This window comes from Micromonospora cremea (genome assembly GCF_900143515.1).
Lineage (GTDB): Bacteria > Actinomycetota > Actinomycetes > Mycobacteriales > Micromonosporaceae > Micromonospora > Micromonospora cremea.
Genome location: NZ_FSQT01000002.1, coordinates 1,442,463 through 1,466,269, shown reverse-complemented (window position 1 = coordinate 1,466,269; position 23,807 = coordinate 1,442,463). Strand labels below are relative to the sequence as shown.

At 74.7% G+C, this 23,807-nt stretch carries 20 protein-coding genes and 1 pseudogene; 12 read left to right on the top strand and 9 right to left on the bottom strand.

Translation table 11 applies throughout. The annotated features are described in order from the left end of the window. Positions 1–253: 253 nt before the first annotated feature. Positions 254–1,183: a hypothetical protein gene (locus tag BUS84_RS20155; protein WP_074314704.1), complete on the top strand. Its 930-nt coding sequence runs from the start codon at positions 254–256 to the stop codon at positions 1,181–1,183. A 142-nt stretch (positions 1,184–1,325) separates the two neighbouring features. On the opposite strand, the gene BUS84_RS20150 is transcribed toward BUS84_RS20155, so the two are convergent. Continuing rightward, complete coding sequence (locus tag BUS84_RS20150; RefSeq protein ID WP_074314702.1) at positions 1,326–1,742, bottom strand: helix-turn-helix domain-containing protein; 417 nt, start codon at positions 1,740–1,742, stop codon at positions 1,326–1,328. Between the two features lie 391 nt (positions 1,743–2,133). Here BUS84_RS20150 and BUS84_RS20145 point away from each other — a divergent pair, with 391 nt between their 5' ends. After that, positions 2,134–2,448 (top strand): hypothetical protein, encoded by a 315-nt coding sequence (locus tag BUS84_RS20145; RefSeq protein WP_244298651.1) that lies wholly within the window; start codon positions 2,134–2,136, stop codon positions 2,446–2,448. A 23-nt stretch (positions 2,449–2,471) separates the two neighbouring features. On the opposite strand, the gene BUS84_RS20140 is transcribed toward BUS84_RS20145, so the two are convergent. Both BUS84_RS20140 and BUS84_RS20135 read right to left on the bottom strand, forming a co-directional pair. Continuing rightward, the gene (locus BUS84_RS20140) at positions 2,472–3,635 is read right to left on the bottom strand and encodes a class I SAM-dependent methyltransferase (RefSeq protein ID WP_074314700.1); all 1,164 of its coding nucleotides are present in this window, start codon (positions 3,633–3,635) and stop codon (positions 2,472–2,474) included. Positions 3,636–3,711: 76 nt separating this feature from the next. Further along, a complete protein-coding gene (locus BUS84_RS20135; RefSeq protein ID WP_074314698.1) occupies positions 3,712–5,412 on the bottom strand; it encodes a DEAD/DEAH box helicase in 1,701 nt (566 codons plus the stop codon). Between the two features lie 314 nt (positions 5,413–5,726). On the opposite strand from BUS84_RS20135, the gene BUS84_RS20130 reads away from it, so the two are divergent. After that, on the top strand, positions 5,727–6,377 hold the full coding sequence (locus BUS84_RS20130) for a ferritin-like fold-containing protein (RefSeq protein WP_074314696.1): 651 nt from the start codon (positions 5,727–5,729) through the stop codon (positions 6,375–6,377). A 66-nt stretch (positions 6,378–6,443) separates the two neighbouring features. Here the strand turns inward: BUS84_RS20130 and BUS84_RS20125 are convergent, their stop codons facing one another. Further along, entirely contained in the window at positions 6,444–6,671 is a 228-nt protein-coding gene (locus BUS84_RS20125; protein WP_030329796.1) for a DUF3107 domain-containing protein, read from the bottom strand. A gap of 64 nt (positions 6,672–6,735) precedes the next feature. Then, a complete protein-coding gene (locus tag BUS84_RS20120) occupies positions 6,736–7,374 on the bottom strand; it encodes a TetR/AcrR family transcriptional regulator (protein WP_074314694.1) in 639 nt (212 codons plus the stop codon). A gap of 2,276 nt (positions 7,375–9,650) precedes the next feature. Here BUS84_RS20120 and BUS84_RS36720 point away from each other — a divergent pair. From BUS84_RS36720 to BUS84_RS20090, 6 genes and pseudogenes are all read left to right on the top strand, one after another. Further along, positions 9,651–10,967 (top strand): annotated as a pseudogene (locus tag BUS84_RS36720) (hypothetical protein); the annotation flags it as partial. A gap of 23 nt (positions 10,968–10,990) precedes the next feature. Beyond that, positions 10,991–11,965 carry an alpha/beta fold hydrolase gene (locus tag BUS84_RS20110; protein ID WP_074314690.1) on the top strand — a complete coding sequence of 325 codons (975 nt, stop codon included), beginning with the start codon at positions 10,991–10,993 and terminating at the stop codon, positions 11,963–11,965. A 5-nt stretch (positions 11,966–11,970) separates the two neighbouring features. Then, positions 11,971–12,831 carry a DUF3152 domain-containing protein gene (locus BUS84_RS20105; RefSeq protein ID WP_074314688.1) on the top strand — a complete coding sequence of 287 codons (861 nt, stop codon included), beginning with the start codon at positions 11,971–11,973 and terminating at the stop codon, positions 12,829–12,831. A 100-nt stretch (positions 12,832–12,931) separates the two neighbouring features. Next, positions 12,932–13,765 (top strand): DUF3152 domain-containing protein, encoded by an 834-nt coding sequence (locus BUS84_RS20100; protein ID WP_074314686.1) that lies wholly within the window; start codon positions 12,932–12,934, stop codon positions 13,763–13,765. A gap of 123 nt (positions 13,766–13,888) precedes the next feature. Beyond that, positions 13,889–15,070: an adenylyltransferase/sulfurtransferase MoeZ gene (gene moeZ / locus BUS84_RS20095; protein ID WP_074314684.1), complete on the top strand. Its 1,182-nt coding sequence runs from the start codon at positions 13,889–13,891 to the stop codon at positions 15,068–15,070. A gap of 190 nt (positions 15,071–15,260) precedes the next feature. Continuing rightward, positions 15,261–16,097 carry a prenyltransferase/squalene oxidase repeat-containing protein gene (locus BUS84_RS20090; RefSeq protein WP_074314682.1) on the top strand — a complete coding sequence of 279 codons (837 nt, stop codon included), beginning with the start codon at positions 15,261–15,263 and terminating at the stop codon, positions 16,095–16,097. Between the two features lie 68 nt (positions 16,098–16,165). On the opposite strand, the gene BUS84_RS20085 is transcribed toward BUS84_RS20090, so the two are convergent. After that, positions 16,166–17,407 carry a glutamate-5-semialdehyde dehydrogenase gene (locus BUS84_RS20085; RefSeq protein ID WP_074314680.1) on the bottom strand — a complete coding sequence of 414 codons (1,242 nt, stop codon included), beginning with the start codon at positions 17,405–17,407 and terminating at the stop codon, positions 16,166–16,168. A 64-nt stretch (positions 17,408–17,471) separates the two neighbouring features. Then, on the bottom strand, positions 17,472–18,629 hold the full coding sequence (proB, locus tag BUS84_RS20080; RefSeq protein WP_074314678.1) for a glutamate 5-kinase: 1,158 nt from the start codon (positions 18,627–18,629) through the stop codon (positions 17,472–17,474). A 13-nt stretch (positions 18,630–18,642) separates the two neighbouring features. Between proB and BUS84_RS20075 the strand changes: the two genes are divergently transcribed. The 3 genes from BUS84_RS20075 to BUS84_RS20065 are packed head-to-tail and all read left to right on the top strand — an operon-like array spanning position 18,643 to position 21,950. Then, positions 18,643–18,957, top strand: a complete 315-nt coding sequence (locus tag BUS84_RS20075) for an MGMT family protein (RefSeq protein ID WP_074314677.1) — start codon at positions 18,643–18,645, stop codon at positions 18,955–18,957. A 32-nt stretch (positions 18,958–18,989) separates the two neighbouring features. Further along, the gene (locus tag BUS84_RS20070) at positions 18,990–20,399 is read left to right on the top strand and encodes an MFS transporter (protein WP_074314675.1); all 1,410 of its coding nucleotides are present in this window, start codon (positions 18,990–18,992) and stop codon (positions 20,397–20,399) included. 27 nt (positions 20,400–20,426) lie between these two features. Then, the gene (locus BUS84_RS20065) at positions 20,427–21,950 is read left to right on the top strand and encodes a pyridoxal phosphate-dependent decarboxylase family protein (protein ID WP_074314674.1); all 1,524 of its coding nucleotides are present in this window, start codon (positions 20,427–20,429) and stop codon (positions 21,948–21,950) included. A 40-nt stretch (positions 21,951–21,990) separates the two neighbouring features. Here the strand turns inward: BUS84_RS20065 and BUS84_RS20060 are convergent, their stop codons facing one another. Both BUS84_RS20060 and BUS84_RS20055 read right to left on the bottom strand, forming a co-directional pair. Further along, positions 21,991–23,214: a hypothetical protein gene (locus tag BUS84_RS20060; protein WP_074314672.1), complete on the bottom strand. Its 1,224-nt coding sequence runs from the start codon at positions 23,212–23,214 to the stop codon at positions 21,991–21,993. After that, positions 23,207–23,767: a SigE family RNA polymerase sigma factor gene (locus BUS84_RS20055; protein ID WP_074314671.1), complete on the bottom strand. Its 561-nt coding sequence runs from the start codon at positions 23,765–23,767 to the stop codon at positions 23,207–23,209. The genes BUS84_RS20060 and BUS84_RS20055 overlap by 8 nt, the downstream gene beginning before the upstream one ends. Between the last annotated feature and the right edge of the window lie 40 nt (positions 23,768–23,807).

Genomic DNA, 23,807 nt, shown 5'->3' with positions numbered 1-23,807 from the left:
CGTTCTTCGCTGGCGGTGGCGCTGGGCGACCGGCCCGCTCCCCGGTGAGGGCGGAAAAGTTCCCGGACAGGACGGATTGCGACGGTCGCCACGCCGTCCCGGCGTCGGCCGGGACCGGCCCGCCGCGGCGGTACCGTGGGCGGCATGACCGATCAGCCGTCCGTCGCCCGCGCGTACGCCGCCCCCGGGATGGCCTGCGAGCACTGCCCGCGGGCGGCCGTCGACGAGACCGGCTACGCGCTGGGCGCCGGCGGTGCCTGACCGGATCTCCGCCGCGCCGGACCGGAGCACGGTCCGGCTGGCGCTGGTGGTCGGTGGGCTGGTGCTCGCGGTGCTGCTCGGCTTCGGCCTCGGCCGGATGAACGCTGGCGGCGCCACCAGCACCGGCGGTGCGACGCTGGCCGCCGACCACCCCCACCCGCCGGGCACCGAGCCGCACGACCACGGCAGCGCCGTCGGTGCGGACCAGGGCGCGGGCGCGGAGCCGGGCGGCCTGTCGGTCAGCTCCGCCGGGTACACCCTGGCTCCACTGGCCACCGAGTTCCCGGTGGGCCGTTCGGAGCAGCTCCGGTTCCAGGTGCGCGACGCGCAGCGCCGGCCGGTCACCCGCTTCGCCGTCGTGCACGACAAGCCGATGCACCTGGTCGTGGTCCGCCGGGACCTGACCGGCTACCAGCACCTGCACCCGACCATGGCGTCGGACGGCACCTGGTCGGTGCCGTTGACCCTCGCGCAGCCCGGCGTCTGGCGGGCGTACGCGGACTTCACCGTGGTCGCCGACGACGGCGGCCAGACCGCGGTGACCCTCGGCGCGGACCTCGTCGCCCCGGGCGGCTACCAGCCCCGGCCGCTCCCGGCGCCGGCGACCTCGACGACGGTGGACGGGTTCACCGTCGGCTACCAGGGCAGCCCGCAGGCCGGGGCGACGGTGCCGCTGACGTTCCGGGTCGACGTCGCGGGAGGCGCCGCGCCACTGGAGCGCTACCTCGGGGCGTACGGGCACCTGGTGGCGCTACGCGAGGGCGACCTGGGCTACCTGCACGTGCACCCCGAACCGGAGCTCGTGGACGGCCAGGTCAAGTTCTGGCTGACCACCCCCGGCCCCGGCCGCTATCGCCTCTACCTCGACTTCCAGGTAGCCGCCACAGTCCACACCGCCGAGTTCACCCTCACCATCCCCTAACCCCGGGGTCGGTGTCCCGGTTGGGGTCCCGCCGGTTGATCATGATGTTGTTGCCTCCCGGCGCGGCGTGTCGTGGCAATAACTTCATGATCAACGCGCGCGGTCGGGGGTCCGTGCGGTCCGGGGATGGGGTGGGGTGGGGTCAGCCGGCGCGGCGGATGGGGCGGCGGGCCAGGTAGCGGAGCAGGTCGCGGATGTGGTGCTTCTCCTCGGCGGGGACGGTGGGGTCGGCCAGCCGGTCGAGGATGGCGCGGACGTCCGCCTCGACCGGACCGTCGTCGTTGCGGCGGCGGGGTGCCGGGCCGGCGTCGGGCAGCCCGAGCGCCCGGAACGCGGCCGCGACCGGCAGATCCAGCGCGGAGCAGAAGCCGCGCACCTTGGCCAGCTCGGGGTAGTCCTGCCAGTCACCGGCCAGCCAACGGAAGACGGTGGAACGGCCCACGCCCGTGTGTGCGGCAAGGTCGGTGACCGTCCACCCGCGTTCCTCGCGAGCGTCGTCGATGGCACGCCGGACGAAGCGGGCGAAGGCCATCTGTGCCGAAACGTCTGCGGAACCCATCCCTGCGGGTCTTCCCCTCCCGGCCGAAGCACTGGGGCATGCGCCCTCTGAGGGTAGTACGCCGAGGGCCGGAAACAATTGACTGACCGCACAAACCGTCCCGTAGACGGGACTTTTTCGCCGCCAGAATATGAACCAGCCGGAACACGTACCAAGCGATCATCGTCGTTCTTCCACTAAGCTCGGTGCCCGCTCCGGCACGGCGCGCGCTCGCCTGCCGCGTCCGACCGGACCACCGCCGAGGAGCACCATGGCCGATTCGAGCCGCCCCCAGCCGTACCAGCCCGGTGCGGTGAGCTTCTTCTTCGCCAAGGCCGGCGTCTTCGCCGCCGCGTTCTGGATCTGACTGCTGGTCCTGGTACTCCGCACCGACGCGGCGACCGGCGCTCACGTGCTCGCCGCCACCGGCGCGATCACCACCACGCTGGTGGGGGTGGTGCTGGGCGTCCGGATGGCGTTGCAGCACAACGCCGCCGTCCGGCACGCGGAGATGAAGAAGCTGCTGGTCGACATCTCCTGGAACGCCTTCGCCGCGGCCGGCAACGCCGAGAGCGCGGGCAACGTGGTGCCCTTCCCGGCCGGGCCGTCCGACAGCGAGTGGGCCGCCCAGCGGGCGGGCGGTGACCGGGTGTCGGCCCTCGACCGTGGGCCTGGCGAGCGCACGGGCGGGCGGGACCGCGGCAACAACGGCGACCGCCGTCGCTAGCCGACGAGGGGCGACCCCCGTCGCTAGGCGGCGGGCGGCTCGTCGGCGGCCAGTAGGGTCTCCAGCCGGGGCGTCACCCGCCACTGGTCCACCAGCTCGCGGTACTCCGCACGCTGCGGACCGGTGGACCCGGTGCCGGTACGGCGGGCCCGGATCAGCAGGTTGCGCGGGGTGTGCTGGGAGTCCACGAACTCCACCACCTCGGCCCGGTACCCGTGCACCCGCAACAGCCCGGCCCGCAGCGCGTCGGTGAGCACGTCGGCGAAACGCTCCCGCAGGATGCCCTGCCGGGTCAGCAGCTCGTACGGGGCCGGGGCGGGGTGGGCGCGCAGTTGTTTCGCCAGGTCGTGGTGGCAGCACGGCGCGGCCAGCACCCAGCGGGCCTCCCAGCGCACCGCGCGGGCCAGCGCCTCGTCGGTGGCGGTGTCGCAGGCGTGCAGCGCGAGCACCAGGTCCGGGGCGGGGTCGACGACAGCGTCGGCGATCGTGCCGGCCACGAAGCTGACCCGGTCGGCCCAGCCCAGTCGCTGTGCCAGCTCGGTGTTGCGCCGCCGCTGGTCCTCCCGGACATCCACGCCGATCAGCTCGACGTCGAGCCCCCGGCCGGACAGGTAGCGGTACGCGGCGAAGGTCAGGTACGCGTTGCCGCAGCCCAGGTCGACCACCCGCAGCGGACCGGTCAACTCGTCGGGCAGGGTCGCCGCCAGGGCCCGCAGGAACGCGTCCACCTGGCGGCGCTTGGCCGCCGAACCGCCGATCTCGGCGAAGATCTCATCGCCCGGGTCCAGCAGGTACTCCTTCGCCCGGTCGTTCCCACCGGGTGTCGCAACCGGCCGGGCCGGCGCGGCCCCCCGGTGCACCTGCGCCTCGCCGGACTTCGTCACCCGTAGCTGGAGCGTCGCGTCCGCCGTCTCCACGTGCCAGTTGCCGAACGGCTCGGCCAGCAGTTCGTCGACCGCCGCCGCGGTCTCCGGACCGGGGGTGACGTTGCGCGTGTACGGGCGGGCGCCGTCGGAGGTCGCGATCTGGAGACGGGGCCCGGCCTTGAGGGTCACCGGCCGCAGCTCGGCCCGGACCACCGTCGGGCGGCGGCCACGGCGACGCCCGGCGGCGACCGCCCGGGTGAGCGCGGGATCGAGCAGTAGTGCCCTGACCTGGGCCAGGGCGGCGTCCAGTGGTTCCGGCATCGTTCCATCTTCTGCGGGTGGTGTACATCCCCCGTACCGCGCGGGCGGTGCGGGGGATGTCGGGTGTGGCTGTGCGTCAGTCCGCGGTCGCCTCGGCCGGCGTACCCGCGCCGGAACCGCCACCACGACGGCGCCGACGGCGACGCGGCTTGGACGGCTCACCGTCGGTCGCGGGCACCGGCTCGGCCGGGGTCGCGTCGGCGGAGATCACCGCGGTCGGCTCGCCCACGACCGCCTCGCCGGCCCGGCGGCGACGCCGGCGGCGGGGGGTGCGGGTGCCTTCCTCGTCGACGGCGGCGTTGTCCGCGGGTGCGTCGGCGGCCGGCGTGCCGGCGTCGGTGCGGTCCCGACGGCCGTCACCGCGACCGCGGCGCTCGCCGCGGCCGTCGCCCCGACCATCGCCGCGGCTCTCGCCACGTCGCGGGCCCCGGCCGCCGCTGTCGCCGCGCCGGGGGCGCGTCCCGCCCAGGTCTTCTTCGATCTCGGCGGACAGACCGGCCCGGGTCCGCTCGGCGGTGGGCAGCGTGCCGGTGACCTCGGTGGAGATGTGCAGGTCGGTGTAGAGGTGCGGGGACGTGTGGTACGTCTCCGGCGGCTCCGGCATGTCCAGACCGAGGGTCTTGTCGATGATCCGCCAGCGGGGCATGTCGTCCCAGTCGACGAAGGTCACCGCGACACCGGTCGCCCCGGCCCGGCCGGTCCGGCCGATCCGGTGGGTGTAGGTGTCCTGGTCTTCCGGGCAGTCGTAGTTGATGACGTGGGTGACGCCGGTGACGTCGAGCCCGCGGGCCGCCACGTCGGTGGCGACCAAAATGTCGATCTTGCCGGCCCGGAACGCCCGCAGCGCCCGCTCGCGGGCACCCTGGCCGAGGTCACCGTGCACCGCGGCGACCGCGAACCCGCGGAAGTCGAGGTCCTCGGCGACCCGGTCGGCGGCCCGCTTGGTGCGGGTGAAGATCATGGTCAGTCCGCGACCCTCCGCCTGGAGGATGCGCGCCACCACCTCGACCTTGTTCATCGAGTGGGTGCGGTAGACCAACTGCTGGGTCTGCGGCGACGGGCCGGTCTCGGCGGTGTGCCCGGCGTGGATCGTCATCGGCTGGCGCAGGAAGCGCCGGGACAGGGTGACGATCGGGTCCGGCATGGTGGCCGAGAAGAGCATGGTCTGCCGGTCCTCCGGCAGCATCGCCAGGATCTTCTCGACGTCGTCGAGAAAGCCCAGGTCGAGCATCCGGTCGGCCTCGTCCAGCACCAGCGCGTGCACCCGGTCCAGGCGCAGGTGCTTCTGCTTCTGCAGGTCCATCAGTCGGCCGGGCGTGCCGACCAGGATCTCGACGCCCTTGCGCAGCGCCTCGATCTGCGGCTCGTACGCCACGCCGCCGTAGATCGGCAGCACCCGGACGCCCCGCGTCCGGCCGGCGGCGGCCAGGTCCTTGGCGACCTGGATGCCCAGCTCGCGGGTGGGGACGACGACCAGCGCCTGGGGGACGCCGTCGCTGCCCTCGCCCGGTGCGAAGACCCGCTCCAGCAGCGGTACGCCGAAGCCGAGGGTCTTGCCGGTGCCGGTGGGCGCCTGACCGATCAGGTCGACGCCGCGCAGCGCGATCGGGATCGCGTATTCCTGGATAGCGAAGGCGCGGGTGATGCCGGCCGCGGCCAGCGCCTCGACGGTCTCGTCGCGGGCGCCGAGTGCGGCGAAGGTGGGAGCCTCCGGTCGAACCGGGGCGGTGGGGGCCAGTTCCTGGCCGTCCATCAGATCTTGAGTCAATTCGCTCATGGGGATGTGGGGGTGCCCTCTCGTGGGTGCGCCCCGTCATGTCCTCAGGGCGCGTTCGGTATGACGCGGGCCACACGGTCGGGGGCAGACTGCCGAGCCGGACCGGGCCGCACGCGCGCCGCAGGCTGAGCTTCGATCAGATCGGCGCCCACGGCAACTGCTCTATGCTACCTGAACAGGCATACCCCCGTCCGGATTCCCGGTCGGGCGGCGCCCACGCGGGGGCGGCAAGTGTGACCTGAGCCACTTCCCAGCTGGGGGCTCGTGCCCCGCGCGGGGCACCCCTGCCAGGCGACGCGCGGTAGCCTGCGCTCGTGTCCGCGCCGACCACCCCCGGTCCCGCCGTCGCCGACCTGCTGGGCCTGGTCGCCTTCGGGGAGCTGCTCGCCTTCGAACGGATGGCCGGCGACGCCCGCCTCGCGCCCGATCTGCACCGCCGCGCCGCGCTGAGCGAGATGGCCGCAGCCGAGATCGCCAACTACCGCCGGCTCGCCGACCGGCTCACCGCGCTGGGCGTGCCGCCGGAGGACGCGATGGCACCCTACCTGGAGCCCTTGCAGGCGTACCACGACTCGACCGAGCCACGGGACTGGGCGGAGGTGGTGACCAAGGCGTACGTCGGTGACGCCATCACCGACGACTTCCTCCGGGAGATCGCCGACACCTTGGACGAACCCGACCGGGCGCTGGTGCTGGACGTGCTGCACGACTCCCGGTATGCGGAGTTCGCCGCCGAGGAGATCCGGGTAGCCGTCGCCGCCGACCCCCGGGTGGCCGGCCGGCTCTCCATGTGGGCCCGGCGGCTGGTCGGCGAGGCGCTCTCCCAGGCCGGCCGCGTCGCCGCCGAGCGGGCCGCGCTCACCACGCTGATCGCGCAGGGCGACCGGGTCGAGGTGCCGGCGCTGTTCCGGCGGCTCACCGCCGCGCACACCACGCGGATGGCCACCGTCGGGCTGAACAACTGACCACCGGGTGCGGTGCCGGCCCGCGGCAGGCGGGCCGACGCCGACCTGCCGCGATGGCCGGACCGGTCAGCGGACGGTGAAACCGACCGCCCGGGGCGACGCCTCGGCGATCTCGACGTAGGCGACCTTCTCGACCGGAACGATGACCCGCCGGCCCTTCTCGTCGGTCAGGGAGAGCGTGCCGCCGTTGCCGGCGAAGGCGTCGGTCACGATCTGCTCGATCTCGGCCGGCGACTGCGCGCTGTCCAGAACCAGCTCGCGCGGCGCGTACTGCACGCCGATCTTGACCTCCACTGTGCCTCCTCAACTGGGGCGAAAGAACCGCCCTGCGAAGGCTATCCGATCACGGGGGCGGCGGTCAGGCTGACTCACCTTGCAGCGGGAAGCTCGCGATGCCCCGCCAGGACAACGCCGCCACCAACGCCTCGGCCTCGGCCTTCGGCACCTGTCGCCCACCGGCCAGCCAGAACTGCGCGGCCGTCTCCGCCGCGCCGACCAGCCCGGAGGCGAGCAGCTCGGCGTGCGCCCGGCTCACCCCGGTGTCCGAGATGATGGTGTCGGTGATCGCCGCGATGCAGCCCTGCTCGACCCGCTCGACCCGCTGCCGCACCGCCGGGTCGTTGCGCAGGTCCGATTCGAAGACGAGGCGGAACGCCTCGCTCTCGTGGTCGACGAAGTCGAAGTACGCCCGCACCGACGCGCTGACCCGTTCCTTGTTGTCGCTGGTGCCGCGCATCGCGTCGTGCACCTTGGCGACGATGGCGTCGCAGTGCGTGTCCAGCAGCGCCAGGTAGAGGTCCATCTTTCCGGGAAAGTGTTGGTAGAGCACCGGCTTGGAGACGCCGGCCCGCTCGGCGATGTCGTCCATGGCCGCGGCGTGGTAGCCCTGCGCGACGAACACCTCCTGCGCCGCCGCGAGAAGCTGCTTACGGCGCGCCGAGCGGGGCAGGCGGGTGGGCCGGCCGGCGGTCTGTGCACCGTTCCCCACAGCGGTCATGGGATCCTCCGAGTTCTCTGTACGAGCCGGCATTTTCCCCCCAGACCGGGCGAGGCCCGTGACCCCCGTCGTGGAAATGGCCCGCCGCTGTAACTTATCGCCACTGTCACCACACGGTAGCCTCAGCGAGGGCGACCAAGGAGCGCGCGGTGAGTGAAACAGGGCAACCCGGAGCCGCCACCCCGGGAGAGCACGGTGACGGAGCGGGTCAGCACGACAACCCGGGCCGTTCCGGCGGCGGGTGGGCGCCCCCGGCGGGCGGGTGGTCCCGGGCCGCCGAGAGCGAGGATGCCCGCGAACAGACGGCGCGCTGGCAGCCCGACCCAGCGTCCGGTTGGCGTACGTCCTCCACCCGGCACGGCGACCTGCCAGCACCCCTGGCCGGGCTGCCCGGTGCCTCCGAGCCGCCAGCCCGGGTCAACGGCCACGCCAACGGCCTCCACCACGCGGGCGCCGAGGCCAACGGCGTCCACCACCCCGGTGCCGAGCCGCTGGCTGGCCGCCCGGCGCCGGTGAGCGCGCCGCCCGGATCGACCGCCGAGGACCGGCGCGACCCGGCCAGCGACCGGCTGGTGGTGCCCGCCCAACGTCCGGTACCGCCGCAGGAGGAGGCGCCCGGCGAGCCGGACGTCGGCCCGGCCCGACACTCCACCGTCGACCCTGTCGCCGGCCGCAGCGGCCGCTGGTCCGACCCCGCTCTGCCAACCTCCGCGCCGCCCGGCGTCCAGGTGCCACCCGTCGGCACCGCCGCCTCGGGCTTCGAGGTCCCGCCCGGCTTCCACGCCCCCACCGCCGAGCGGCCGGCCGCCGACGAGCCGCCAGCCGCGCGCGGCTGGCGCGACCCGCTGGCGCCGGAGGCATCGACTGAGCAGGGACGCACCCCCGACCGGGCCGGCGGGCACGCCGACGACTCCGAGTCGGGTCGCGTCGCCGACGGCTCCGGGGACGCGCCCCGGGCCGGGGAGTCGCCGGCCATCGAGCCGGACTGGTCCGGGCCGAGCTGGAACCGCCCGAGCTGGGGCAGCGGGTGGGCGCCGCCCTGGTCCCGACAGGATGGCGAGCCGGCCGCCCGCACGGCCCCGGACGAGCCCGCGCCGGGCTGGGTCGCCGAGCCCAAGGTTCCGTACGAGCCGGCACGCGTCGAGCCGACCCGCCCGTACGAGCCGGTACGCGCCGATCCGCCCCGCGGCTACGACGTCGCCCACGCCGCCCCTGAGCCCGCGGCCACGCCTGAGCCGGCTGCGGAGCGTGGCACCCCCGCACCGGCTGCGGAGCCTGGCACCCGCGTGCCCGGTGCGGAGCCTGGCACAGCCGCGCCGGCCGAGGGCCCCTCGTGGGCCGGTGGACGGCCGCCGATGAGCCCCACCAGCACGCCGTCGGAGTCGTTCCGCGCCGAGCCGGCGGAGCGCCCTCCGTGGGCCGGCGGTCCCGCCCCGACCAGCGGCCCACCGGCCGACCGGCCCTCGTGGGCCAGTTCCGCGCCGACCCGTGCCCCCCGGGTCGAGCCAACCAGTGCCCCACGGGCCGACCGGCCCTCCCGGGCCGGCGGATCGGACCCGGCGCCCACCAGCAATCCGCCGTCGCGTCCGTCCTGGGCCGGTCCGGCCCCGACCAGCGCTCCGCCGGCCGTCCGGCCCTCCTGGGCCGGTGGATCGGACCCGGCGCCGACCAGCGCCCCGCCGGCGCGTCCGTCGTGGGCCGGCGACCCAGCGCCCACCAGCGCGCCCCCGGTCGACCGGCCGTCCTGGGCCGGTCCGGCGCCGACCGACACACCGCGGCCGGCGGCCGAGGCCCCCCCGACGCCGGCCGGACCACCTCCGGCGTCGACCGACGCGCCCCCGGCACCGGCCGGGCCGGCGCTCGCTGCGGAGCGACCCTCCTGGGCCGGCGGGTCGCCGGCCACTCCGGCGAGCGCAGCGCGGACCGAGCGGGCCGACTGGTCCGAGGGACGCCTTCCTGCGGCACCGGCCGAGCGTCCGTCCTGGCCGGCCGGCCGGTCGGCGAGCACGCCCCGGGCCAGCGACGCGGGGGAGTCGTCCGGCCCGCTCCGGCCCGAAACCCGATCGACCGCGCCGTTGCGGCTCCGACCGGAGACCCCCGAGCCGCCCCGCGCGGCTCCGGCGGCGACCGGCCCGTCATCCGCCGCCACCGCGCCGACCTCGACCGGTGCCGTCCCGGCCCCCGCCACGAGCGGGTCCGGGCGCGGCGACCGGCCCTCACCAGCGCCCGCCCCGACGAGCGCCCCGCCCTACGCGGCTCGCCGATCCGCCCCCGATCCTGCGTCGCCGGCCGACCCGGCCGACGGCGCCCGGCTGCCGGACCAGACGTCGGCGGTGCTGCCGCAGCGCGTCCCTGCGGAACCGGACGTGCCCGTCGTGCCGGAGCCGCCAGCCGTGGAGCCACCCGCCGAAACCCCGGAACTCGCCCGCATCGCCACCCACCTACGCCGTGAGGACGAACCCGCGCCCCTGCGGGAGCGCCCCGAGGGATTCGACGTCAACGCCATCCTGGACGCCGTTCGTGAGGTCGCCGGCGTGCGGGACGCGGCCCTGCGCCGTACCCCGGCGGGGGCGCACAGCCTCCGCCTCGACCTGGCCGACGGCGCCGACCCCGCCGAGGTGAGCCGACAGGTGGCCCGGCTGCTCCAGGAGCGGATGGGGCTGGCCGCCGCCCCGCAGAACCTGCCCGGCCTGCCCACCACGCCGGCCCCGCCGGTCCGCCGCCGGGCGGCTGAGTCCCGGACGGCCGAGCCCCGGGCCGTCGAGTCCCGGGCCGTCGAGTCCCGGGCCGTCGAGTCCCGGGCCGTCGAGTCCCGGGTGGCCGAGCCCCGGTCCGCCGAGCGGCGTTCTCCGGAACCCCGGTCCGCCGAGCCGCGGGACGCCGGTGCGGAACCGCGTACCGGCGAGGTGCGGGCCACCGGGTCGCCCGCGGCCGGTCGACCGCCGGGCGGTCGGGGCGAGGCCACGCCGGCAGGCCCTGACCAGCAGGTGGGAACGGACGGCTCACGCCGCCGCCGGGCGAGCGCCCCGCACCGGGGTCGCGCCACAGTGGAGGAGCCGGGGTCGGTCTCGGCCGCGCCGGCCGGTGCGGCCACCGGCAGTCCGGCGACGCTCGGCACGTCGTACTCCGGTGGTCAGGTGACCACCACGGAGTCGGCGCCGTCCCGCCCGCTGAACACGGGCGGCACGCCGGGGCCGCGAGTGGTGATCGACCACGTGCAGGTCAGCACCTTCGGCCTGGACGCCAACGTGGAGGTCCGGCTGCTGGCCGGCGGTGACAGCGCCGCCGGCTACGCCACCGGCCCGGCGGTGGACGGCTACGTCCTGCGGCTCTGCGCGGTGGCCGCGGCCGCCGCGGTGGACGAGTTGCTGCGCGGCGCGGAGAACGCCGAGCGGGGGCGCTGCTTCGTGGAGCACGCGGCGGTGGTGCCGTTCGGCAACTGCGAGGTGGCCACCGTGGTGGTGCTGCTGGTCTGCGAGGGCTGGGTCGAGCAGCTCGCCGGCTCGTCCCTGGTCGCCGGCGATCCGCGACAGGCGGTGGTCCGGGCGACGCTGGCAGCGGTGAACCGTCGGCTGGAGGCGCTGCTGTCCTGAGTGGTCCGGGGCAGACTGGAAGGATGAAGCCCGCCACCCTCTGGCCGGACCATCTCCTCCCCGAGGACCGGGTCCCGCCGCCGTGGCCGGGCCGGGCGGTCCGCCTCGACGGCTCGGTCACGTACGTACGGGACACCCCGGCCACCGCCGTCGGCGCGGAGCCGGCGTTGTACGTGCACGGCCTGGGCGGCTCATCGCAGAACTGGACCGACCTGGCCGGCCTGCTCGCCGATCGCCTCGATGGCCAGGCCATCGACCTGCCCGGCTTCGGCCGCAGTGAGCCGGGCCGCCGCTACACCGTGCCGGCCTTCGCCGATCTGGTCGTCCGCTGGATCGAGCACTCCGGTCGGGGTCCGGTGCACCTGTTCGGCAACTCGCTGGGCGGTGCGGTCGTGGTCCAGGTGGCCGGGCTCCGACCCGACCTGGTCCGCACCCTCACCCTGATCTCTCCCGCGCTGCCGTTCCTCGATTTCCGTCGCTCGTTGCAGGGGCGCCTGCTGCCGGTGCTGGCCATTCCCGGGGGTGAACGCCTGGTCGCCTGGCGGCTCACCCAGCTCGCACCGGAGGTGATGGCCCAGCAGGTGCTGGAGGCCTGCGTCGCCGACCTCAGCCGGATCTGCGCGCAGCGTCGGGCCGAGGCGCTGGAGGAGATCCGGGTGCGCTACGAGGCGGAGCACTACGCCGCCGCGTACGTCCGGACGTTCCGCGGGCTGGTCTCCAGTTTCCTGCGGGCGTACCTGCCGGGGTCGGGCTCGCTGTGGCGGCTCGCCCGGGCGGTGCGCGCGCCGACCCTGGTGGTGGGTGGCCGGCAGGACCGGCTGGTCGACGTGCGGGTCGCGCCGCAGACCGCCCGGGCGATCCCGGACAGCCGGCTGCTGATGCTCGACGGCGTGGGCCACGTGGCGCAGCTGGAGGTGCCTCGACTGGTGGCTCGGGCGGTGGTCGGCCTACTCGCCGAAACGGAGGAGACCGCCAGGCGGCCTGATCTGGCAGGCTGAGCCGGATGCGCACGTCCTCCCGTCGCCCCGGTCGCCGTCAGCGACGACTCGCACTGCTCGCCCAGCTGGTGGCGGTCGTGCTGGCCATCGGGGCGGTGGTGACCGTGATCGCCGAGGGGCCGGGCGGGCATCCGGGCGCCGACCGGCTGGCCGCCGATGAGATCACCGGGCCGCCGCCGCTACTGGCCGCACCGCTGCCGCCGTCGGCCGACCCGTCGCCGTCCGGGTCGCCTGTCGTCCCGTCGAGCCCACCCCCGGTGCTGCGGCTGTCCGGGGCGGTGCCGACCGCCGGCACCGGCCGGTTCGGCTACGACGACCGCACCGGGCCGGTGCTGGGCCGCGCGGGTGAGCTGCGGCGCTACCGGGTGGCGGTCGAGTCGGGCAGTGGGGAGGATCCGGTTGCGTTCGGGCGGGCGGTCCAGACGGCACTTGCCGGGCCGGGCAGCTGGGTCGACAGCGGCCGGCTGAGGTTGCAGCAGGTGCCCGGGGGTGCGGCCCGTGACTTCACCGTCTACCTGGCCACCGCCCGCACGGCGAGCCGGATGTGCGCCGATGGTGGAGTGGACATCCGGGTCGGCGGCCGGCCGTACACCTCCTGCCGGGCGCCCGGCAAGGTGATCATCAACCTGGATCGGTGGCGGCTGTCCGTGCCGCACTTCGTCTCGGCCCGCGTGCCGCTGGCGGTCTATCGGACGTACGTGGTCAACCACGAGGTCGGCCACCAGCTCGGGCACCGGCACGAGCGCTGCCCGGGCGCCGGCCGGCCGGCTCCGGTGATGATGCAGCAGACCCTGTTCCTGAACGGGTGCCGGGTCAATCAGTGGCCGTACCTCGAGGGTCGCCGCTACGCCGGCCCCGCGCTCTGACCGGCTGGTCCAACGGTCGAATGACCGTCGCCAACAGGTACTTTGCGTCAATAGCGGCAAAGACGAGGAGATGCCCGATTCATCTGGCAGGCTCGACGTCATGACGCCGTCGTCCCCTTACGGCCCGCCACGGCCGCCCGGCCCGTTCGGCCGGTCGGCGTACCGGGCCCGGGACGTGCGGTCCGCGGTCGTCCGGATGCGCCGACGACGCCGTCGCAGCATGCTGCTCGGCCTGCTCCTGCTCGCCGTCGCCGCCGGAGTGACGGTGACCCGCGATGGCGAACCGCCGGCCGAGGCGCCACCCGTCACCCATGGCCGGATGGGTCATGGCGGTGGAGTGGGCGCGCACCCGGCACCCACCAGCTACCCGTCGGTCGGCGCGGGACGGTTCACCGCGGCCGACGGCGAAACTGCACTGCACGGTGAGGACGGGCCGCTGCGTCGTTACCGGGTCGCCGTCGAACGCGGCACCGGCCAGGACGCCGACGCCTTCGCCGCCACGGTGGACGGGGTGCTGGCCGACCCGCGCAGCTGGATCGCCTCCGGCGAGCTGCGGGTGCAGCGGGTGGCCGACGCCGGTGCCGCCGACTTCACCATCTACCTCGCCACCCCGGTCACGTCTGAGCGGATGTGCGCCGAGGGCGGCCTGACCACCGAGCGCTACACCTCCTGCCGGCTCCCCGGCCAGGTCATCATCAACCTGGCCCGCTGGCTGGAGGCGGTCCCCGACTACGGCGCACCGCTGGAGACGTACCGGACCTACGTGATCAACCACGAGGTCGGCCACGAGTTCGGCGAGGAGCACGAGGCCTGTCCGGGCCCGGGCGAGCCGGCGCCGGTGATGCAGCAGCAGACGTACGGCCTGGAGGGCTGCGTCGCCAATGCCTGGCCGTACCTCGACGGCCGCCGATACGCGGGGGACATCGTCCCCTGATCGACCCGGTCGTCGGTTATTCCCACTCCCGCATCGCGGGCCACGTGTCCTCCCTCATGGCCGAGCAGGGCGCCGGCGAGCAACAATGACGCGGTTCACACCGCCGATCCCGGGGAGTCCACCGTGTCGCTACCCCCGCTCGTCGAGCCCGCCGCCGAGCTGACCGTTGACGAGATCCGCCGCTACTCCCGCCACCTGATCATTCCGGACGTCGGGGTGGCCGGGCAGAAGCGGTTGAAGAACGCCCGGGTGCTCTGTGTCGGCGCCGGTGGCCTCGGCTCACCGGCCCTGCTGTACCTGGCCGCGGCCGGGGTCGGCACGCTCGGCATCATCGACTTCGACACCGTCGACGAGTCCAACCTCCAGCGCCAGGTCATCCACGGCGTGTCCGACGTCGGCCGGTCCAAGGCCGAGTCCGCCGCCGCGTCGATCCGCGAGATCAACCCGCTGGTCAACGTGGAGATCCACAACACCGCGCTGGACCGGGAGAACGTCCGCGAGATCTTCGCCCGGTACGACCTGATCGTCGACGGCACCGACAACTTCGCCACCCGGTACATGGTCAACGACGCGGCGGTTCTGCTCGGCAAGCCGTACGTCTGGGGCTCGATCTACCGCTTCGACGGCCAGGCGTCGGTGTTCTGGGCCGAGCATGGCCCCTGCTACCGGTGCCTCTACCCGGAGCCGCCGCCGCCCGGCATGGTGCCGTCCTGCGCGGAGGGCGGCGTGCTCGGTGTCCTCTGCGCGTCGATCGGCTCGATCCAGGTGAACGAGGCGATCAAGCTGCTCACCGGCATCGGCGAGCCGCTGGTCGGCCGGCTGATGGTCTACGACGCGCTGGAGATGGAATACCGCAAGATCAAGGTCCGCAAGGACCCGAACTGCGCGCTCTGCGGCGAGAACCCGACGGTCACCGACCTGCTGGAGGACTACGAGGACTTCTGCGGCGCGGTCTCCGAGGAGGCCCAGGAGGCGACGGTCGACTCGACCATCACCGCGCTGGAGCTCAAGGAGTGGCAGGACGCCGGCAAGGACATCTTCCTGGTCGACGTCCGGGAGCCGGCCGAGTACGAGATCGTCCGGATCCCCGGCGCCACCCTGATCCCCAAGGGCGACATCATCTCCGGTGAGGCGCTGGCCCAGTTGCCGCAGGACCGGCAGATCGTGCTGCACTGCAAGTCCGGCGTCCGCTCGGCGGAGGCGCTCGCCGCGCTCAAGGCGGCCGGATTCCGCGACGCCGTGCACGTGCAGGGCGGCGTGCTCTCCTGGATCAAGCAGGTCGACCCCGCGCTGCCCGCGTACTGACCGGCCGGAGCCGGGGCTGCGGACACCGCTGCCCCGGCTCTCGCACGGCGTGGCCGGGCCCGCCGGCCGGGATGCGCCAGCGAATCGACACAGGCGGCTCCAAGAGGCCCTGAGCCGGCAGCGGCGCAGCCATCCCCGGCTGGCCGATTCCCCGAGGCGGTGACGCGTCTGCGCAGGTAGCGTTCCCGCCGTGGTCGACTTGGATGCCGCGATCGGGTTCGTCGTGGCGCACGGGGACGCGGTGGAGCGTGCCCGCCTCTCCTGGTTGCGCAACGGCACGCCGGTGCTCGCCGAGCTGCTGGAGACGGCCGAGGTCGGCCAGGCACCCGACGGGGGCTGGCCGGCGACCTGGGGCGGCGAGATCGCCTCGATCGACGCCACCTGCTTCCGGCTCGCCGAGCTGGACGACCTGGGTGCGCTCGGTCGTCCCGCCGCACGCCGGGCACTGGACTGGCTGGCCTCGCGCCAGCAGGCCGACGGCGGCTGGGACGAGGACCCGACGCTGGCCGACTCGGCTCCGGAGTGGGCCCGCCCCGGCGACCCCGAGGCAGGGCTGTTCCTCACGGCCAACGCCGGCTTCTGGCTCACCGTGGCCGGCCTGGACGCCCGTGCCGCGGGCCCGCTCGATCACCGGGTCGGAGGGGCGTACGCGGGGGTGGTGCAGGCGGCCGCCCACTCGCTCGCCAAACGGCTGCGCCCGGACGGCAGTTGGCCGTCCTTCCTCGCCGCCGGCTGGCTGAGCGCGGCCGTGCTGCACCGGCAGGACATGTTCCAGGAGTCGGCGCGGATCCAGGTGGTGCTCGCCGAGCGGATGCCCAAGATGTCCCCGGGGGACGTGGCCTGGCTGGCGGCCACGCTGCGTAGGGTCGGCATCGACCCGCAGGACTGGATCATGGTGCGGGCCCTGCGCCGGCTGACCGAGACCCAGCGCAGTGACGGCGGCTGGGAGAGCGACGACGGGCACCAGTTCGACGTGCACTCCACGCTGTCCGCCATCCGGGCGTGCCGGCCAGCGGCGCTCACCTGAGGCGTCTCCGGCGGTCGCTCAGCTGAGGTGTCTCCGGCCGGCGGCCCTCAGCTGAGGCCCGGCGCGGGCTAGCGCAGGTGCCCGGCCCCGGTGACCACGTACTTGGTGCTGGTCAGCTCGGGCAGGCCCATCGGGCCCCGGGCGTGCAGCTTCTGCGTCGAGATGCCGATCTCCGCGCCGAAACCGAACTCGCCCCCGTCCGTGAACCGGGTCGAGGCGTTCACCATCACCGCCGCCGCGTCCACCCGGGCGACGAACTCCCGGGCCGCGCTCGCCGAGTCGGTGAGAATCGCCTCGGTGTGCCCGGTGCCGTACCGCCGGATGTGCGCGACCGCCGCGTCGAGCGAGTCGACGACCGCGACGGAGATGTCCGCCGAGAGGTACTCGGTGGCGTAGTCCTCCTCGGTGGCCGGGACCACGGCGGCGGAATGTCCGGTCACCTCGGGCGAGCCGTGCACGGTCACCCCGGCCTCGGCGAACGCGGCCAGCATCGGCGGGAGGAACGCGTCGGCGACGTCCGCGTGCACCAGCAGCGACTCGGCGGTGTTGCAGGTGGACAGCCGTTGTGTCTTGGCGTTCAGCGTCACCGCCACGGCCTGCGCCACGTCCGCGGCGGCGTCCACGTAGACGTGGCAGTTGCCGACCCCGGTCTCGATGACCGGCACGGTCGACTCCTCGACCACGGTGCGGATCAGCGACGCGCCGCCGCGCGGGATCAGCACGTCGACCAGCCCCCGGGCGCGCATCAACTCCTTGACCGATTCGCGGGAGCTGGCGTCGAGCAGTTGCACCGTGTCGGCCGGCAGCCCGGCCCCGGCGACCGCGTCGCGCAGCACCGCGACGAGCGCGGCGTTGGAGTGCGCGGCCGACGACGACCCGCGCAGCAGCGCCGCGTTGCCGGACTTCAGGCAGATCCCGGCCGCGTCCACGGTCACGTTGGGGCGCGCCTCGTAGATGATGCCGACCACCCCGAACGGCACCCGGATCTGGCGCAGCTCCAGCCCGTTGGGCAGGGTCGAGCCGCGGACCACCTCGCCGACCGGGTCGGGCAGCGCGGCCATCTGGCGCAGCGCGTCGGCGATGCCGGCCACCCGGCCCGCGTCGAGCGCGAGCCGGTCCAACACGGCCGCGCTCAGCCCGGCCTCCCGGCCGGCCGCCAGGTCCGTCGCGTTCGCGGCCAGGATCTCCGGTGTACGCGCCACCAGCGCGTCGGCCATCGCGGCCAGCGCGGCGTCCTTGGCGGTACGCGTCGCCACGGCCAGCGTCTCCGCCGCCGCCCGGGCCCGCCGGGCCTGCTCGCTGACGCTCATCTCGCACTCCTCGCGTTAGGAAGGGCCCCTTGTACAACGCCAGGCGTTGGCAAGGTGCCCTTGCTTACAGCAGGACGAGGTCGTCGCGGTGGACGACCTCCCGTTCGTACGCCGGGCCGAGCGCCGCGGCGAGTTCGGAGGTGGAGCGACCGAGCAGCCCGGGCAGCTCCACCGCGTCGTAGTTGACCAGCCCGCGCGCGACCGGCGCGCCGCCGGCGTCCACCAGGTCCACCGGGTCCCCGGCGGTGAACGCCCCGTCGACGGCGGTGATGCCGGCCGGCAGCAGCGACTTGCGCCGCCCGACGACGGCGGCCACCGCGCCCGGGTCGAGGTGCAGCCGACCTCGGGGTGAGGTGGCGTGGGCCAGCCAGAACAGTCGGGCCGCCGGGCGCTGCCGCTGCGGGTGGAACAGCGTGCCGACCGTCTCGCCGGCCAGCGCGGGGGCGGCCAGGCCGGCGGCGGTGAGCACCACAGGGATGCCGAAGCCGGTGGCGATCCGGGCCGCCTCGACCTTGGTCACCATGCCGCCGGTGCCGACGCCGGACCGCCCGGCCCCCCCGATGGTGATCCCGGCGAGGTCGTTCTCGTCGCGGACCTCCGTGATCCGGGTGGAGTGCGGTCGGGTCGGGTCACCGGTCCAGAGCGCGTCCACGTCGGAGAGGAGCACCAGCAGGTCGGCGTGCACGAGCGCGGCCACCAGGGCGGCCAGCCGGTCGTTGTCGCCGAACCGGATCTCCTCGGTGGCGACCGTGTCGTTCTCGTTGACGATCGGCACCGCGCGCAGGTCGAGCAGCTTGCGCAGGGTGCGGTACGCGTTCCGGTAGTGCGCCCGCCGGGTCACGTCGTCGACGGTGAGCAGCACCTGCCCGACGGTCAGCCCGTGCCGGGCGAACGCCGCCGCGTACCGGCCGATGAGCAGGCCCTGCCCGACGCTGGCGGCGGCCTGCTGGGTGGCGAGGTCGCGCGGGCGTCGGGTCAGCCCGAGTGGGGCCAGGCCGGCGGCGATCGCGCCCGAGGAGACGAGCACCAGCTCGCGCCCCTCGGTGGCGAGCCGACCGAGGGTGTCGACCAGCGCGTCGACCCGCTCGTCGGCCAGCCCGCCGGTGGCGGTGGTCAACGAGGAGGACCCGATCTTGACGACGACCCGCCGGGCCGCCGTGACTGCGTCGCGCACCCGCCCATTCTGCGTGGTCGGTGCGGTGCGGCCCGGTTGCGTTCCCATATCGTGGCCGACTGTGACACCTGACGAGTACGTCGAGGCGGTCCTCGACCTGGTCGAGCGGATTCCGGAGGGCCGGGTGATGTCGTACGGCGGGGTCGCCGACGCTCTCGCCGAGCGCTCCGGCCGCGCCTCGGCCCGGCTGGTCGGCAACATCATGGCCCGGCACGGCGGTTCGGTGCCCTGGCACCGGGTGGTCACCTCCAGCGGCCGGCTGCCCCCGGGGCACGAGCGGGAGGCGCGGGCCCGGCTGCGGGCCGAGGGCGCGCCGCTGCGCGGCGATGGTGTGGACATCCGGGTGGCGGGCTGGTCGCCGGAGGAGGGGATGTGACCTCCGCCATAACGTGAGTAACATTCGGCCCCATGAACCCGCCGCCGGGTGATGCCGGCACGCCAGCCGCCGGCACGCTACCCCGGGGAGTGCACGCCGGATACGCGCTCGGCTCCCTGGCCACCGGCGCGTTCGGCACCGTGCCCGGGCTGCTGCTGCTGCCGTACCTGACCGACACGCTGGGCGTGGCCGCCGGGGTGGCCGCCCTGCTGGTGCTGCTGCCCAAGGCATGGGACGTGCTGGTCAACCCGGTCGCCGGGCGGATCTCCGACCGCACCCGGTCACGCTGGGGCGCCCGCCGGCCGTACCTGCTCGTGGCCGGTCTCGCGCTCGCCGTGCTCTTCGCGGCCATCTTCGCCGCGCCGTTCGACCGCGGCCCCGCCGCCGCGGCGTACGTGGCGTTCGCCTTCCTGGCCACCGCCACCGCGTTCGCCTTCTTCCAGGTGCCGTACGTGGCGATGCCGGCCGAGCTGACCGACGACTACACCGAACGCACCCGGTTGATGACCTGGCGGATCGCCGTGCTGGCGCTGGCCATCCTGGTCTCCGGCGCGGTCGCCCCGCTGGTGGTGACCGCCGGCGGCGACGGTGTGCCCGGGCACCGGTGGATGGGGCTGTTCGTGGCGGTGCTGATCGCCCTGGGCTCGATCGGCGCGTTCCTCGGCACCCGGTCCGCGCCGACCGGCACGGTGGGCGGCAGCGAGCCGACACTGCGCGCCCAGCTCGCCGTCGCCGGCGCCAACCGGCCGTTCCGGGCGCTGCTGATCTGCTTCGTGGTGCAGTCCGCCGGGGTGGCGACCATCCTGGCCGGGGTCAACTACTTCGCCGGGCAGATCCTGCGCGACGAGCAGAGCGGGCCGACGTTGCTCTTCGTCTGCTTCGTCGGACCGGCGCTGCTGGTGATGCCGATCTGGGCCTTGGTCGGCGCCCGGTTGGGCAAGCGGGCCGCCCTGGTCGCCGCCGCGCTGATCCTCGCCGCCGGGTCGCTCGCCCTGGTCGCCGCGCCGGTACTGCCGCCGGTCGCGGTCTACCTGCTGGTCGCGGTGATCGGCGTCGGGTACGCCGGGCAGCAGGTGTTCGCCCTGGCCATGCTGCCGGACTGCATCGCGTACGACACGGCGCGCACTGGCCGGCGGCAGGCGGGCGTGTTCACCGGCCTCTGGACCGCCGGGGAGACCTTCGGCCTGGCCCTGGGCCCGGGCATCTACGGTCTGGTGCTCCAACTCTCCGGCTACGTCTCCTCCGACACCGGCACGGCGGCCGCCCAGTCCGACCTCGCCCGCCTCGGCGTCCTGCTCGGCTTCACCGTTCTACCGGCACTCCTGGTGGGCCCCCCGGTCCTCCTGCTCCGCCGCTACACCCTCACCCCCGCCGTCCTGGCCGCCGCCGCGCACCACCGCCGCGCCGATCATGGAGTTGTGGTGGGGGACGAAAGCCGTTGACCGTCACGAGAAGGGCACCATGACTCCATGATCGACGAGACCAGGGTGGGGGCCGGGGCGCTCTCCGCCGACGGGGTGGCCGCGGACGTCGCTCTGGCGGAGGTTCGTGCGCTGCGGGCCGGTGATCGGCCTACGCACGGGGGGCGGTTGTTCGCGTACGTGTACGACCCGGCCGTGCCGGGGCTGGACGAGTTGGCGGCCGCCGCGCACCGCGAGAGCGCGCACGTCAACGGGCTGGACCCGACGGCGTTCCCGTCCCTGCTGGCCATGGAGAACGCGCTGGTCGCCGCAGCCGGCCGGGTGCTCGGCGGTGGGCCGGGCACGACCGCCCCGGACGTCGCCGGCAGCGTCACCAGCGGCGGTACCGAGTCGCTGATCCTCGCGGTCAAGGCGGCCCGCGACGCCCACCCGGAGCAGGTCGCACCCCGGATCGTGGTGCCGGCGAGCGCGCACGCGGCGTTCGCCAAGGCGGCGCACTACCTGCGGGTGGCGCTCGACGTGGTGCCGGTCTCCCCGGACACGCTGCGCCCGGACCCGGCCGCGATGGCCGCGGCGATCCGCCCGGAGACGGTGCTGGTGGCCTGCTCCGCACCGTCGTACGCGCACGGCGTGGTGGACCCGGTCGCGGAGATCGCCGCCGCGGCGGCCCGCGCCGGGGTGCGCTGCCACGTGGACGCCTGCTTCGGCGGCTGGACCCTGCCGTACCTGCGACGTCTCGGTGAGCCGGTGCCGCCGTTCGACTTCGCGGTACCCGGGGTCACCTCCATCTCGGTGGACCTGCACAAGTACGCGTACGCGCCGAAGGGGGTGTCGGTGCTGCTGCACCGGGATGCCGCGCTGCGCGCCCCGCAGTACTTCGCGTACGCGGACTGGCCCGGCTACACCATGATCAATCCGGTGATCGCGTCCACCCGCTCCGGCGGGCCGATCGCCGCCGCGTACGCGACCCTGCGGCACCTCGGCGACGCCGGGTACCTGACGCTGGCCGAACGGACCCGGGACGCGGTGGCCGGACTGGCCGCCGCCGTGCGCGAGGTCGACGGGCTGCGGCTGATGGCCGAGCCGGAGTCCACCGTGGTCTGCTTCACCGCCACCGAGGGCGGCCCGGACCTGTTCGTCCTGGTCGACGAGCTGACGGCACGCGGCTGGCACACCCAGCCCCAGCTGTCGTACGCCGGTCTGCCGGCCAGCGTGCACCTCACCGTGACCGCCGCGGTCGCGCCCCGGGTTGCCGAGTTCGGGCCGGATCTGGCCGACGCGGTGGCCGCGGCTTTGGCGGCCGGCCCGGTCCGGCTGCCCGCGGAGCTGGCCGCCCTGGCCGGTGCCCTCACCCCGGACGCGTTGACCCCGGAACTGGTGGCGGGCCTGGCCGCCGGACTGGGCCTGGGCGCCGAACCCGCCGCCGGTTCGAGCCCGGATGGCGCGTCGACCGCCGCGCCGCTGCCGGAGCGGATGGCGCTGGTGAACACTCTGCTCGACGCCGCGCCGCCCGTGCTGCGCGAGCGGCTGCTGGTGGAGTTCGTCGGCCTGCTGCAACGGCCGGCCTGGTGACCGGTGGGGGTGGCGGCCTCGCCGTCACCCCCACCGACGCTCACCGGTAGGCGATGGTGTCCTCGTTGTTCGCGATGACGGGATCGATCAGGTAGTGCCCGCCGGGGCCGGCTGCCGTGCCGCGCACCGTTGCCGTGCCCGGCGGTAGCTCGGTGCCCGGGGGCAGTCGCACGCCGAGGCGCACGGTCAGCTCGCCGTTCGGCTTGATCGGGCCCAGTCGGCACCGCAGTTCGGGCCCGTACTCCCCGGGGTCCGGCCCGCAGCCGGACCATCCGGGGCCGTCCGGCGCGAGGGAGGCCGGCAGGTCCAGCTCAAGGAAGACCTCGTCGACGCGCCGGTCCCCGAGGGCGCGGACCCGCACCTGGACCGCGCCGACCCGCGAACCGTCGGCGGGGTCATCGGCCAGGATGAGATCCTGCGCGGTCACCGCCAGGTCCGTGGAGTACGGGTTGGGTCCGAACGACGTCGGTCCCTCGACCTGCGAGAACCGCTCGCCCGTCCAGCGGTACCCGCGCCACTGCCGCTGCGACCACTCGCCCGGCCAGCCACCGCCCGGGTGCAGGTCGGCCACCTCCACCCGGACGGTGCCGTCGGAGCGCCCGTCCAGCCCGGTCAACCACTGCGGCTTCTCGCGACTGGTGGCCACCACCCGGCCGATTGTGACGATCCTGCCTGCCTCGTCCCGGTCGAACGCGACGACCTGCTGTGGTCCACCGCTGCCGAACGAGCACAGCAGCATGGCCACGGTCTCCGTCGCACCGTCGCCGTCGACGTCGGCGTAATCGATCGCCTCGAGGGCGTTCGTCCCCTCCTTGGCGCTGCCCGGGTCGCCGACCAGCCGGACCCCGCTCACCGGGCAGTCGGGTGGCCCCGATCGCCAGGCCGGCAGGTCCACCCGTGCGGCGAGCAGTTGGGCGCGGCTGATCCGCCCGTCCGGAGCCGTGGGCCGGGTGGGGCTCGCACTGGTCGCCGAGGGCGCGCCGGTGGGGCTCGGCGAGCCGCTCGGCGTGGGACTCGCGGTCACGCTGGGGGTGGGATCCACCGGCCCGGGTGACGGATCGGGGCGGTCAAGGGCCGCGTACCCGACGGCCGGGCCGCCCAGCAGCGCCACCGCCGCCACTCCGGCCGTGGCGAGGTGGCGACGCCGTCGCCGGCGTACCGCCCGCCGGACCTCCGCCGGCCCCGGTACGGCGATCTCGGCCAGCATCGTGCCGCGGTACCGGTTGAACTCCGCGGCGAGGTCGACGCGTTCCAGCTCAAACATTTTCCACCCCCTCGGTGGTGTCACGCAGATACCCGGCCAGCGCCGTCCGGCTCCGGTGCAGCCAGGACTTGACCGTGCCCTCGGCGACCCGCTCCTGTGCCGCGATCTCGGCCACCGTCAGGTCCGCGAGATAGTGCAGCACCACGGCCCGGCGCTGCCGGGGCGGCAGCTTCGCCAGCGCCGCGTCGACCGCCACCCGGTCCGGCGTCGGCCCGGCGACGTGCGTCTCCCGCTGCCGCAGCAGGTAGGCCTGCGCGGTGCGCAGTCGTCGCCACCGGTTGTGGCCGAGGTTCCAGGCGACCCTGCGGACCCAGGCCAGCGGGTCGTCGTAGGAAGCCACCCGGTCCCACCGCGCGAACGCCTTGCAGAAGGCCTCCTGGACCAGGTCCTGCGCCTGGCCGCGGTCTCCGGTGTAGGCGGCGAGTTGCACCACCAGGCCGCGATAGTGTGCGTGGTAGAAGTCGTCGAAGCTCAGCTCGGCCCGCTCGGGCCCGGCGTCGTGTAGTTGGTCCGGCGGCGGCTCACCCGCCCGAACATCTCTCGTCACAGTCACTCGCTCTCCCCCGTGGCGGACGGCGTCGGGCACCCCCGAC

Excerpts from the sequence above, each read along its gene's own strand:
- BUS84_RS20085 (WP_074314680.1), bottom strand. The coding sequence starts at position 17,407 with ATGAGCGTCAGCGAGCAGGCCCGGCGGGCCCGGGCGGCGGCGGAGACG.
- BUS84_RS20070 (WP_074314675.1), top strand. The coding sequence starts at position 18,990 with ATGAACCCGCCGCCGGGTGATGCCGGCACGCCAGCCGCCGGCACGCTA.
- proB (WP_074314678.1), bottom strand. The coding sequence starts at position 18,629 with ATGGGAACGCAACCGGGCCGCACCGCACCGACCACGCAGAATGGGCGG.
- BUS84_RS20100 (WP_074314686.1), top strand. The coding sequence starts at position 12,932 with ATGACGCCGTCGTCCCCTTACGGCCCGCCACGGCCGCCCGGCCCGTTC.
- BUS84_RS20105 (WP_074314688.1), top strand. The coding sequence starts at position 11,971 with ATGCGCACGTCCTCCCGTCGCCCCGGTCGCCGTCAGCGACGACTCGCA.
- BUS84_RS20060 (WP_074314672.1), bottom strand. The coding sequence starts at position 23,214 with ATGTTTGAGCTGGAACGCGTCGACCTCGCCGCGGAGTTCAACCGGTAC.
- BUS84_RS20135 (WP_074314698.1), bottom strand. The coding sequence starts at position 5,412 with ATGAGCGAATTGACTCAAGATCTGATGGACGGCCAGGAACTGGCCCCC.
- BUS84_RS20120 (WP_074314694.1), bottom strand. The coding sequence starts at position 7,374 with ATGACCGCTGTGGGGAACGGTGCACAGACCGCCGGCCGGCCCACCCGC.
- BUS84_RS20110 (WP_074314690.1), top strand. The coding sequence starts at position 10,991 with ATGAAGCCCGCCACCCTCTGGCCGGACCATCTCCTCCCCGAGGACCGG.
- BUS84_RS20150 (WP_074314702.1), bottom strand. The coding sequence starts at position 1,742 with ATGGGTTCCGCAGACGTTTCGGCACAGATGGCCTTCGCCCGCTTCGTC.
- BUS84_RS20065 (WP_074314674.1), top strand. The coding sequence starts at position 20,427 with ATGATCGACGAGACCAGGGTGGGGGCCGGGGCGCTCTCCGCCGACGGG.
- BUS84_RS20140 (WP_074314700.1), bottom strand. The coding sequence starts at position 3,635 with ATGCCGGAACCACTGGACGCCGCCCTGGCCCAGGTCAGGGCACTACTG.